This window comes from Pseudomonas sp. B12(2026) (assembly GCF_057767015.1).
On record NZ_CM173430.1, the window covers coordinates 5,896,721 to 5,907,868 of the forward strand.

At 66.0% G+C, this 11,148-nt stretch carries 10 protein-coding genes; 4 read left to right on the top strand and 6 right to left on the bottom strand.

Translation table 11 applies throughout. From position 1 onward, the window contains the following. Window positions 1-130: 130 nt before the first annotated feature. Both AC3B6A_RS27315 and AC3B6A_RS27320 read right to left on the bottom strand, forming a co-directional pair. Entirely contained in the window at window positions 131-862 is a 732-nt protein-coding gene (locus AC3B6A_RS27315; protein WP_488400215.1) for a response regulator, read from the bottom strand. A 109-nt stretch (window positions 863-971) separates the two neighbouring features. After that, window positions 972-1,619, bottom strand: coding sequence for a TetR family transcriptional regulator C-terminal domain-containing protein (locus AC3B6A_RS27320; protein WP_488400216.1), 648 nt, complete (start codon window positions 1,617-1,619; stop codon window positions 972-974). Window positions 1,620-1,767: 148 nt separating this feature from the next. Here AC3B6A_RS27320 and AC3B6A_RS27325 point away from each other — a divergent pair, with 148 nt between their 5' ends. From AC3B6A_RS27325 to AC3B6A_RS27340, 4 genes are all read left to right on the top strand, one after another. Next, a complete protein-coding gene (locus tag AC3B6A_RS27325) occupies window positions 1,768-2,871 on the top strand; it encodes a polyamine ABC transporter substrate-binding protein (protein ID WP_488400217.1) in 1,104 nt (367 codons plus the stop codon). Between the two features lie 93 nt (window positions 2,872-2,964). Then, window positions 2,965-4,383, top strand: coding sequence for an aminotransferase (locus AC3B6A_RS27330; protein WP_488400218.1), 1,419 nt, complete (start codon window positions 2,965-2,967; stop codon window positions 4,381-4,383). A gap of 53 nt (window positions 4,384-4,436) precedes the next feature. Next, the gene (locus AC3B6A_RS27335; protein WP_488400219.1) at window positions 4,437-5,303 is read left to right on the top strand and encodes a helix-turn-helix domain-containing protein; all 867 of its coding nucleotides are present in this window, start codon (window positions 4,437-4,439) and stop codon (window positions 5,301-5,303) included. Window positions 5,304-5,518: 215 nt separating this feature from the next. Beyond that, the gene (locus AC3B6A_RS27340) at window positions 5,519-6,526 is read left to right on the top strand and encodes an alpha/beta fold hydrolase (RefSeq protein WP_488400220.1); all 1,008 of its coding nucleotides are present in this window, start codon (window positions 5,519-5,521) and stop codon (window positions 6,524-6,526) included. Window positions 6,527-6,928: 402 nt separating this feature from the next. On the opposite strand, the gene choV is transcribed toward AC3B6A_RS27340, so the two are convergent. From choV to AC3B6A_RS27360, 4 genes are all read right to left on the bottom strand, one after another. Beyond that, window positions 6,929-8,107: a choline ABC transporter ATP-binding protein gene (gene choV / locus AC3B6A_RS27345; RefSeq protein ID WP_488400221.1), complete on the bottom strand. Its 1,179-nt coding sequence runs from the start codon at window positions 8,105-8,107 to the stop codon at window positions 6,929-6,931. Between the two features lie 5 nt (window positions 8,108-8,112). Further along, window positions 8,113-8,952, bottom strand: a complete 840-nt coding sequence (gene choW, locus AC3B6A_RS27350) for a choline ABC transporter permease subunit (protein WP_488400222.1) — start codon at window positions 8,950-8,952, stop codon at window positions 8,113-8,115. A 54-nt stretch (window positions 8,953-9,006) separates the two neighbouring features. Further along, entirely contained in the window at window positions 9,007-9,945 is a 939-nt protein-coding gene (locus tag AC3B6A_RS27355; protein ID WP_488400223.1) for a choline ABC transporter substrate-binding protein, read from the bottom strand. Window positions 9,946-10,186: 241 nt separating this feature from the next. Continuing rightward, window positions 10,187-11,125 (bottom strand): choline ABC transporter substrate-binding protein, encoded by a 939-nt coding sequence (locus AC3B6A_RS27360; RefSeq protein ID WP_488400224.1) that lies wholly within the window; start codon window positions 11,123-11,125, stop codon window positions 10,187-10,189. Window positions 11,126-11,148: the final 23 nt, after the last annotated feature.

Below are 11,148 nucleotides of genomic sequence, written 5' to 3' on the forward strand. Positions count from 1 at the left end.
TTACAACTTCGAACAATCAGCAGGCGGGCTCGGCCCCTGTAGGAGCGAGCTTGCTCGCGAACGGATTTCCCCGGCGGCTACGGCGTTATGCAGGTTCGCTCGGTCCTCGAGGCGAGGACAGGAACGAGCCTCAGGCGTCGACGGGCGTGGCGGTGAACAGGTAGCCGGCGCCGTGGATGGTGATGATCAGCTCGGGTTCGGCCGGGTCGTCGCGCAGCTTGCGGCGCAGGCGGCCGACCAGCACGTCGATGGAGCGGTCGTTGGGCAACCATTCGCGGTTGCGGATCTGGTCCATCAGCTGGTCGCGGCTCAGGGTGTGGCCGGTGTTGCGCAGGAACACGCCGAGCAGTTGGAACTCGCCGTGGGTCAGCAGGGTTTCGCTGCCGTCGCGGTCGATCAGGCGGCGGCGGTCGGGGTCGAGCGTCCAGCGGGCGAAGCGCTTGCGGTTCTGCCGCGCCGGCGGGGCGGCGGAGCCCTGGCGGGCGTGGCGCACGCGGCGGATCAGGTTCTTCGCGCGCGACACCAGCTCGCGGGGGTTGGGCGGCGTGACCAGGTAGTCGTCGGCGCCGCATTCCAGGCCGGCGATGCGGTCGATGTCATCGTCGCGCCCGGTGACCAGGATGATGCCGACCTCCGAGCGCAGGCGCAGCTCGCGGGTCAGGGTCAGGCCGTCCTTGCCGGGCAGGCGGATGGCGAGCAGCACCAGGTCGATGGGCTGCCCGGCCTCGGCGAGGATCGCCTCGGCCTGTTCGGCGGTGCCGGCGCAGAGCACTTCGTAGCCCTCCTCGCCCAGGTAAGCCTGGAGGCGCTCGCGAACCAGCGGATCGTCGTCGACGATCAATACACGGGAAGTCATCGCCATACCCTGCTGAGGCCACCGCGCTCGCGGCGGGGCATCCTGTTATCAGTCTAGAAAGGTCTGCAGGAGCGGGCCTGCGCAGGCGGCAGATTATCGTTGGTTGAACGACCGATCAACATACCGCCGGGGCCCGGCTGAAGCGCCGCCGGCCGCCCTGTTGCAGGCCATCCACCCAGGCTTCGCAGATCTGCACGCCCTGCTCCGGGGTGAAGGTGTTGGGATTCAGGCCGGACTCCAGCCACAGGCCGTCGAGCAGCGCGCTGAGGGCGATGGCGGCGAGGTCCGCGTCGAAGTCGGCCCAGCCCTGTTCCTGCGCCAGTTCGTCCAGCGCCTGCGCCAGCAGCGCGCGGTACTCGCCGTAGGAATGGTCGTGGGCCTTGTTGATGGCTTCGGCGGTCTTCACCGCGCCCCAGAACGCCAGCCAGGCGTCCAGCAGCTGCGGGTCGAGCAGCTCGGCGCAGAACGACGCGCGGAAGAACGCCGAGAGCCGCGCGCGGGCATCCGGCGCCGCTTCGGCGATGGCTTCGCGCAGCAGCTGCATGACCCGCCCGGTGACGGTCAGGTAGGCCTCGGCGACCAGTTCGTCCTTGCCCGAATAGTGGTGGTTGATCAGCCCCACCGAGACCCCGGCCTCGGCGCAGATCTTGCGGATCGACGCGCCCTGGAAGCCGTGGCGCTTCAGGCAGGCGAGGGTCGCCTCGATCAGCAGCGCCTTGCGCTGCTCGGGCTCCAGTCGGGAAAAGCGGACTTCCTGGGTCATTGCCGGGCTCCGGACATCTCAGGCGGCCAATCTGAACGATTGTTCGACTGGATGCCAGCCCTACCTACCCGTTCGGGGAATGGCCCGCCGACCGGGGCTGGCCGACAGTGGGGACAACCGCGAAGACAACAACAACAGGTGGACTGACATGCAGAAAACCCTCGCTGCAGTACTCGGCGCGGCACTGCTGGCGTTGCCGGCAGTGGGTCACGCAGAGGACAGCGCCGGCGCCAACACGCTGCGGCTGTACAACTGGTCGGACTATATCGGCGAGCACACCGTCGCCGACTTCGAGAAGGCCACCGGCATCAGGGTGGTCTACGACACCTTCGACTCCTACGAGACCGTGCAGGGCAAGCTGCTGCCCGGCCGCTCCGGCTACGACCTGGTGGTGCTCAACGCCGCCCTGGTGCCGCCGCTGCTCAAGGCCGGGGTGTTCCAGCCGCTGGACAAGTCGAAGCTGCCGAGCTGGAACAACCTCGATGCGGACGTGCTCAAGCACCTGGAGCACTACGATCCGGGGGTGAAGTACTCGGCGCCCTACACCTGGGGCAGCAACGGCATCACCTACAACGTCGACAAGATCAGGCAACGCATGCCCGACGCGCCGATCGGCTCGCTGGCGATGCTGTTCGATCCGAAGATCGTGTCGAAATTCGCCGATTGCGGGGTGACCATCATCGATTCGCCCACCGACGTGCTCCCGCTGGCCCTGGCCTACCTCAAGCGCGACCCGAACAGCGCTTCGCCCGAGGACCTGAAGGCCGCCCAGGACCTGCTGCAGTCGATCCGCCCGTACATCCGCAAGTTCGACTCCACCGGCTACCTCAACGGCCTGGCCAACGGCGACCAGTGCATGGCGATGACCTGGTCCGGCGACTACGCCACCGCCCAGGCCCGCGCCGACGAGGCCGGGGCCAAGGTCAAGCTGGGTTACTTCGTGCCCCAGGAAGGCTCGCTGATCTGGTTCGACGACTTCTACATCCCGGCCGACGCGCCGCACGTGGCGAACGCCCACAAATTCATCGAGTACATGCTGCAGCCCAGGGTCGCCGCCGACGTCAGCGACTTCATCCGCTACGCCTCCAGCAACGCCGCCGCCACCCCGCTGCTGGCCGCGCAAGTGCGCAACGACCCGGCGATCTACCCCGACGCCGAGACCCGCGCCCGGCTGTTCACCCAGAAGGTGCAGGGCCCGAAGGCCACCCGGCTGATCACCCGCACCTGGAATGCGGTGAAGACCGGCTCCTGATGGATCGAGATGAACGCCCCCTGCCTTAACGGCGGGGGCACGGGGAGAAGGCTCTCCCCCACACGAATAACCGAAATACGAAAGGTACAGACGATGACCACCCCAACCCCGGCCTTCTTCGCCCAGTTCAACGACGAGCAGCTGGTCACCGCCGACAAGGCCCACTACGTGCACGGCTTCCACCTGTTCGACGACCACCGCGAGAACGGTGCGCTGAACATCGCCGCCGGCGAGGGCGCCTACATCTACGACACCCAGGGCAACCGCTACCTGGATGCCGTGGGCGGCATGTGGTGCACCAACATCGGCCTGGGCCGCGCGGAAATGGCCGACGCCATCGCCGAGCAGGTGCGCCGGCTGGCCTACTCCAACCCCTTCTGCGACATGGCCAACGTCAGCGCCATCCAGCTCTGCGAGAAGCTCGCCGAACTGGCGCCCGGCGACCTGGACCACGTGTTCCTCACCACCGGCGGCTCCACCGCCGTGGACACCGCCTACCGGCTGATCCAGTACTACCAGAACTGCCGCGGCAAGCAGGCCAAGAAGCACATCATCAGCCGGGTCAACGCCTACCACGGCTCGACCTTCCTCACCATGTCCCTCGGCGGCAAGGCCGCCGACCACCCGGCCGAGTTCGACTTCCTCAAGGACGTCATCCACCACGTTTCCTGCCCGAATCCCTACCGCGCGCCGGAGGGGATGACCGAGGGCGACTTCCTCGAATTCCTGGTCAGGGAATTCGAGGACAAGATCCTGGAGCTGGGCGCCGACAACGTGGCGGCGTTCTTCGCCGAGCCGATCATGGGCTCGGGCGGGGTGATCATCCCGCCGAAGGGCTACCACCAGCGCATGTGGGAGGTGTGCCGGAAGTACGACCTGCTCTACGTCGCCGACGAGGTGGTGACCTCCTTCGGCCGCCTCGGCGCCTTCTTCGCCTCCGAGGAGGTGTTCGGCATGCAGCCGGACATCATCACCACCGCCAAGGGCCTGACCTCCGGCTACCTGCCGCTGGGCGCGTGCATCTTCTCCGAACGCATCTGGAAGGTGATCGCCGAGGCCGACCAGGGCCGCTGCTTCGCCCACGGCTTCACCTACAGCGGGCACCCGGTGAGCTGCGTGGCGGCGCTGAAGAACATCGAGATCATCGAGCGCGAGAACCTGCTGGCGCACGTGAACGATGTCGGCACCTACCTGGAGCGGCGTCTGCAGGAGCTGGCCGACCTGCCGCTGGTGGGCAGCGTGCGCTGCCAGAAGCTGATGGCCTGCGTCGAGTTCGTCGCCGACAAGCGCAGCAAGGCGCTGTTCCCCGAGGCGCTGAACATCGGCGAGAAGATCCACCTGCGCGCGCAGAAGCGCGGCCTGCTGGTGCGGCCGATCGTGCACCTGAACGTGATGTCGCCGCCGCTGACCATCACCCGCGAGCAGGTCGACGAGATCGTCGACACCCTGCGCGAATCCATCCTCGAAGCCGCCGAGGACCTGCGGCGCAGCGGTGATTACGCGGGGCACTGATGAGCGATCCGAGGATTTTGCCTGCCCCCCGGCAGCCCTCTAGACTGCCGGGCATGAGCGAACCCCAGGCTTTGAGCGAATCGTCCGACGCACCGGCCCTGCATGCCTGGCATGCGGGGCTGGCGCGCGCCATGGCCAGTGTCGGCGAGGTGGTGTTCGTCGAGCGCCTGGCCGATGCGCTGGCCTGCCTGGTGCCGGTGGAATCGCTGATCCTCGGCCTGGAACAGCGCGGGCAACCACCGCAGCCGCTGTACCAGCGCGGCATCGCCCCGGCGCACCACGAGGCGCTGATCGACCGCTACTACGCCCGCGGCTACCTGCTCGACCCCTTCTGCCTGGCCATGGAAGACGGCCTCGTCGAAGGTTTCTACCCGCTGGCCGACATCGCCCCGGACGATTTCTTCGCCAGCGAGTACTACAAGACCTATTACCTCAGGTGCGGCTGCACCGAGGACTGCCACTTCATCGTCGACCTGGGCGAGCAGCGCAAGGTTTCCCTGTGCCTCTACCAGGGCCACAGCGGCGCGCGCTTCAGCGAGACCCAGCTGGACCTGCTGGCCACGGCGCTGCCGCTGGTGCGCGAGCTGGTCCGCCAGTTCGAGCGCAACGGCGGCCTCGACCTGCTGCTCGCCGGGCGCGGAGACGGCAGCGCGCCGGCGGCCCAGGCGCCGCTGAACCGGCACATCCGCGCGGCCTTCATGAACTTCGGCAGCGACCTGCTGACCGAGCGCGAACGGGAAATCGCCCACCTGCTGCTGCGCGGCCATTCGGTGAAGTCCAGCGCGCGGGTGCTGGACATCTCCCCGGAGACGGTGCGCATGCACCGCAAGCACCTCTACACCAAGCTGGCGATCAACTCCCAGGCGGAGCTGTTCTCGCTGTTCATCGACTGGCTCACCGCAGGCGTCACGGCCGCTTGACCCTTGCTCTGCGTAGGATGGGAGGAGCGCAGCGATACCCATGCTGATGGTGTGCGGGGCGATGGGTATCGCTGCGCTCCATGCCATCCTACGACTTCATCTCCGGCCCGATCGCGCGGTGAAAACCCGGGAAGACTGCCGATGCGGGCGTCCGGCCGAAAAATCTGACACCCTATTGCCTTCCCCCTGTGCCCCACCACCTGGAGAATTCCCCGATGCGCCGCTGGCTACCCGCCCTGCTACTGGCCGCCGCCCTGCCGTTGCACGCCGCCGAAACCCGGCCCACCTACGGCCCCGAACTGGAGCGCTTCCAGTACGCGTTTCCGGTCGATCACTTCAGCTTCGCCTCCCAGGGCCATCACATGCACATGGCCTACATCGACGTGAAGCCCAAGAAGCAGCCCAACGGCCGCACCGTGGTGCTGCTGCACGGCAAGAACTTCTGCGCCGGCACCTGGGAAACCACCATCACCGCGCTGAGCGAGGCCGGCTACCGGGTCATCGCGCCGGACCAGATCGGCTTCTGCAAATCCACCAAGCCCGAGCGCTACCAGTACAGCTTCCAGCAGCTGGCGAGCAACACCCACGCCCTGCTGGAGCACCTGAAGGTCGGCAGGGTCACCCTGCTGGGCCACTCCACCGGCGGCATGCTGGCCACCCGCTATGCGCTGATGTACCCGCAGCAGGTGGAGCAGCTGGCGATGGTCAATCCCATCGGACTGGAGGACTGGAAGGCCCTCGGCGTGCCCTACCGCACCCCGGACCAGTGGTACGAGCGCGAGCTCAAGACCAGCGCCGAGAGCATCCGCCAGTACGAGCAGGCGACCTACTACGCCGGGCAATGGAAGCCCGAGTACGACAAGTGGGTGAACATGCTCGCCGGCCTGTTCAACGGCGCCGGCCACGAGCGCGTGGCGTGGAACTCGGCGCTGCTCTACGACATGATCTTCACCCAGCCGGTGGTCTACGAATTCGGCCAGCTGAAGATGCCGACCCTGCTGCTGATCGGCACCCGGGACAACACCGCGATCGGCAAGGACCTCGCCCCGGCGGAGCTCAAGCCCAGGCTGGGCAACTACGCCGAGCTGGGCAAGCAGACCGCCAAGGCGATCCCCAACGCCACCCTGGTGGAATTCGACGACATGGGCCACGCGCCGCAGATCCAGGACCCGAAGCGCTTCCACGAAGCGCTGCTCAAGGGGCTGGCCGAGCTCAAGCACTGACAGCGGACTCCGTCCGCGATCCTGACCCCGTGCAGGGCTAGCGCGGACGGAGTCCGCTCCTACGGTTTATCGATCTACCCGGCGCTGGGCGTCGGCCCTTGTAGGAGCGAGCTTGCTCGCGAACCACCCAGCACCTGAGCCGCAGGGAAATCCGTTCGCGAGCAAGCTCGCTCCTACGAAAAGCCGCCACACCGCGCGCTCGTAGGAGCGGACCTTGTCCGCGAATCCCGGCAACGCCGGGCCCAAGAGCATCGCGGATAAGATCCGCTCCTACACGACCCCCGCCGGCACAAGCAGGCCTTGCCTGCGATCAGTGCGCCCGTTGGGCACGCCTGCGCAAACGAACAAACAAAAACGCCGGCTCCCCTCGCGGCGAGCCGGCGTCGAGTGCCCCAGGCCCCGTCAGCCCAGGTTCTTGCCCAGCAGCGCGTGGTACAGCTCGCTGTCGCCGAGCACGCCCACCACGCGGTTCTGTTCCTGCAGCACCAGCTTATGGCCGGTCTGGTAGCGGATCTGCAGGGCGTCGCGCATGCGGATGTTGACGTCCACCAGGGTCGGCTCGTGCTTGAGCTTCTCCACCGGGTCGCCCGGGCGCCATTGCTGCAGGTCGATGATGTTGCTGCCCTGGCGGACGGCCTTGATCTGGTTGCCCTCGGTCAGTCCGAGCCAGCAGTCGCGGCCCTGGTCGAAGCACACTTCGTCGGCCTGGCGGCGGCACTGGTCGAGGCCGCGCATCAGGCTGGAGCCGCACAGCACGTTGAGCGGGTTGGTATGGGCGACAAAGGTGCGCACGTAGTCGTCCGCCGGGCTGAGCACGATTTCCTCGGGCTTGCCGTGCTGGATGATGCGGCCGTCCTTCATGATCGCGATGCGCGTACCGATCTTCAGCGCCTCGTCCAGGTCGTGGCTGACGAAGACGATGGTCTTGTGCAACTGGCGCTGCAGCACCAGCAGTTCGTCCTGCAGCTGTTGGCGGATCAGCGGGTCCAGCGCGGAGAAGGGCTCGTCCATCAGCAGGATGTCGCCATCCATCGCCAGCGCGCGGGCCAGGCCGACGCGCTGCTGCATGCCGCCGGAGAGCGAGTCCGGACGCTTGTCGCGCCACTGCGACAGGCCGACCAGCTCGAGCTTCTCGTCGATCACCTTCTTCCGTTCGCTGGCCGGGCGGCCCTGCATCTCCAGGCCGAAGCCGATGTTCTCGGCCACGGTCAGCCAGGGCATCAGGGCGAACTTCTGGAACACCATGGCGATGCGCTTGGTGCGCATGGTCTTGAGGGTGGCCGGCGAGCAGTTGGCGATGTCCACCTGCTGGCCTTCGTGCTCGATCAGCAACTTGCCGCGGCTGACCCGGTTGAGGCCGTTGATGCAGCGCAGCAGGCTGGATTTGCCCGAGCCGGAGAGACCCATCATCACGCAGATTTCGCCGCGGTTGACGTCGAGATTGGCGTCCTCCACTCCCAGCACCTGGCCGGTGCGCTTGAGGATTTCCTCGCGGCCCATGCCCTGGTCCAGCAGCCTGAGGGCCTCCTTGGTGTGGGTGCCGAAGATCACATCCACATGTTCGAATCGAATCGCCGACATAGTGCTTACCTCCCCCGCAGCGAACGTTGCTTGCACACCCGGTCGAGCAGGATGGCGAGCAGGACGATGGCCAGACCGGCCTCGAAGCCGAGGGAAATGTCCGCCGTGTTGAGTGCGTTGACCACCGGCTTGCCGAGGCCATCGGCACCCACCAGCGCGGCGATGACGACCATCGACAGCGACAGCATGATGCATTGTGTGATCCCGGCGCCGATGCTGGGCATGGCGTGGGGCAGTTCGATACGGGTGAGCAGCTGCCAGCGCGAGCAGCCGAAGGCCTTGCCGGCGTCCATCAGCTCCGCCGGCACGTCCTGGATGCCCAGGCAGGTCAGGCGGATGGGCGCGGCGATGGCGAAGATCACCGTGGAGATCAGGCCCGGCACCACACCCAGGCCGAACAGGGTCAGGGTGGGGATCAGGTAGACGAAGGTGGGCACCGTCTGCATCAGGTCCAGCAACGGCCGCAGCGCTGTGTAGAACCAGGGTTTGTGCGCCGCCAGGATGCCCAGCGGCACCCCGAGGGCGATACATACCACGGTGGCGAAGATCACCTGCGCCAGGGTCTCCATGGTCTCCTGCCAGTAACCCAGGTTGAGGATCAGCAGCAGCGAGGCCAGGGCGAACGCCGCCAGCCCCCAACTGCGCTGGATGTAGAACACCAGGATGACCATCAGCGCGATCAGCGCCAGTGGGTTGAACCAGAGCAGGCTGTTGGTGACACCGTGGATGAGGAACTCGAGGGTGTCGGAGATCTTGTCGAATACAGCGGCGCCATGCTGGGTGAGCCAATCGACGAAGGCGGCGATATGTTCGCCCAGCGGGAGCTTGTGGTCAGTCAGAAACATAATGCGGGCCCATCAGAAGCTAAGGGATTCGGCCAACGGCAATTACTTCGGCTCTTATTTCGAGAACGCCACCTTGGCTGCCGCCAAGGCCGGTTTGCCGTCACGGGTGGTCACGCCGGCGAGCCAGGCGTCGAGCAGTTCCGGGTGGTCCTTCAACCAGGCTTTGGCCGCCTCTTCGGGCTTCTTACCCCCGTTGAGCACGGCGTCCATGAGCTTGTTTTCCATGTCCAGGGTGAAGGTCAGGTTGCTCAGCAGCTTGCCAACGTTCGGGCATTCCTGGGCGTAGCCCTTGCGCACGTTGGTGTAGATGGTCGCGCCGCCGTAGTTGGGGCCGAATACTTCGTCACCCCCTTCGAGATATTTCATCTTGAAGCGGGTGTTCATCGGGTGCGGCTCCCAGCCCAGGAACACGATCCACTGGTTGCGGCGGTCGGCGCGTCCGACCTGCGAGAGCATGCCGGCTTCGCTGGACTCCACCAGCTTGAACTTGCCCAGGTCGAACTGGTTCTTGTCGAGCATGCCCTGGACCAGGCGGTTGCCGTCGTTGCCCGGCTCGATGCCGTAGATCTTGTGATCCAGCTTGTCGGCGAACTTGCTGATGTCGGCGAAGGATTTCAGCCCGCCGTCATAGGCCGCCTGGGAAACCGCCAGGGTGTACTTGGCGCCTTCGAGGTTGGCCTTCACCGTCTCCACCGAACCATTGTCGGCGTAGGGCTTGATGTCGTTGGCCATGCTCGGCATCCAGTTGCCGAGGAACACGTCGAGGTCCTTGTTCGCCAGCGACTTGTAGGTCACCGGCACGGACAGCATGGTCACCTTGGTGTCGTAGCCAAGCGATTCGAGCACCTGGCGGGTAGTAGCGGTGGTCACAGTGATGTCGGTCCAACCGACGTCGGAGAAGCGAACCATGCCGCACGACTCAGGTTCAGCGGCCTGAACCGCCAGCGGCGCACAAATGGACACAGCCAGCAGCAAAGACTTGCAACCTTTCATGAGCGTACTCCTCTGCGGGGTGGGGCGGCCGGCGCTTCCCGCGTGGGGCGCGACGGTCTCTTGTTTTATTGGTGGGGCCGATTGCAGGCCCTTTCGTTGTCATTTCGTAATCGATCATGGAACAGGAAAAATTCGCCGCATACCGGGTAAGTCGCAACCAGTGCAGGCGAAGTCGCATTCAGCACCAGGCATGTCGCATCCAATCGCAAGGCCCGCCGCAGGCGACCTGCACGGGTCGCGATCAGTCCGTTTCGCCTGACTTCGGGCCCTGCGCCGCAGCGCCGGGAACACGGGGCGCGACACCCTGCAACCAGACCTCCTGCACCTGCGGATTGGCCTTCAGCCAACCCTTCGCGGCCTGGCGCGGATTGAGCCGCTCGTTGAGCACCGCGTCCATCAGCTGGTTCTCCATCGCCAGGTCGAACTTCAGGTTCTTCAGCAACCGCGCGACGTTCGGGCACTCCTGAAGATAGCCTGCTCTGACGTTGGTGAAGACCGTGGCACCGCCATAGTTGGGTCCGAAATAGTCGTCGCCGCCGTCCAGGTACATCATCTGAAGACGCGTATTCATCGGGTGAGGTTCCCAGCCGAGGAACACAATCGGCTGTTTCAGCGCTCCGGCGCGCCGCACAGAGGCCAGCATGTCGGCCTCGCTGGACTCCACCAGCTTGAAGTCGCCCAGGCCGAAGGCCTTGTCAGCGATCATCCTGCGGATCAGCTGGTTGCCATCGTTGCCCGGCTCGATGCCGTAGATGCGGCCGTCCAGCTGCTCCTTGAATCTGGCGATATCGGCGAAGCTCTTCAGCCCCGCCTCATAGGCGTAGCGCGGCACCGCCAGGCTGTACTTGGCGCCTTCGAGGTTGGCCCGCACGGTTTCCACCGTGCCCTTGTCGGTGTAGGGCTTGATGTCGCCCGCCATGCTCGGCATCCAGTTGCCGAGGAACACGTCGATCTTCTGCTCCGCCAGCGCCCTGTAGGTGTCCGGCACGGACAGCCGCACCACCTGGGTGCGGTAGCCCTGGCGGCTGAGCACCTGGCGGGCGACCGCGGTGGTGACGGTGATATCGGTCCAGCCCACGTCGGCGAAACGCACGACGGCACAGGATTCCGGCTCGGCAGCCCGGGCGACGCCCGGCAGTACCACGGATAACGCCAACAGCGACGACACAAGACTCTTCATGAGACCAGCCTCTGACTGCGGGA

What these genes read in the sequence shown, in the direction of transcription:
- AC3B6A_RS27315 (WP_488400215.1), bottom strand. Translation starts at nt 862, where the DNA reads ATGGCGATGACTTCCCGTGTATTGATCGTCGACGACGATCCGCTGGTT.
- choW (WP_488400222.1), bottom strand. Translation starts at nt 8,952, where the DNA reads ATGTTTCTGACTGACCACAAGCTCCCGCTGGGCGAACATATCGCCGCC.
- AC3B6A_RS27340 (WP_488400220.1), top strand. Translation starts at nt 5,519, where the DNA reads ATGCGCCGCTGGCTACCCGCCCTGCTACTGGCCGCCGCCCTGCCGTTG.
- AC3B6A_RS27325 (WP_488400217.1), top strand. Translation starts at nt 1,768, where the DNA reads ATGCAGAAAACCCTCGCTGCAGTACTCGGCGCGGCACTGCTGGCGTTG.
- AC3B6A_RS27335 (WP_488400219.1), top strand. Translation starts at nt 4,437, where the DNA reads ATGAGCGAACCCCAGGCTTTGAGCGAATCGTCCGACGCACCGGCCCTG.
- AC3B6A_RS27320 (WP_488400216.1), bottom strand. Translation starts at nt 1,619, where the DNA reads ATGACCCAGGAAGTCCGCTTTTCCCGACTGGAGCCCGAGCAGCGCAAG.
- AC3B6A_RS27355 (WP_488400223.1), bottom strand. Translation starts at nt 9,945, where the DNA reads ATGAAAGGTTGCAAGTCTTTGCTGCTGGCTGTGTCCATTTGTGCGCCG.
- AC3B6A_RS27330 (WP_488400218.1), top strand. Translation starts at nt 2,965, where the DNA reads ATGACCACCCCAACCCCGGCCTTCTTCGCCCAGTTCAACGACGAGCAG.
- AC3B6A_RS27360 (WP_488400224.1), bottom strand. Translation starts at nt 11,125, where the DNA reads ATGAAGAGTCTTGTGTCGTCGCTGTTGGCGTTATCCGTGGTACTGCCG.
- choV (WP_488400221.1), bottom strand. Translation starts at nt 8,107, where the DNA reads ATGTCGGCGATTCGATTCGAACATGTGGATGTGATCTTCGGCACCCAC.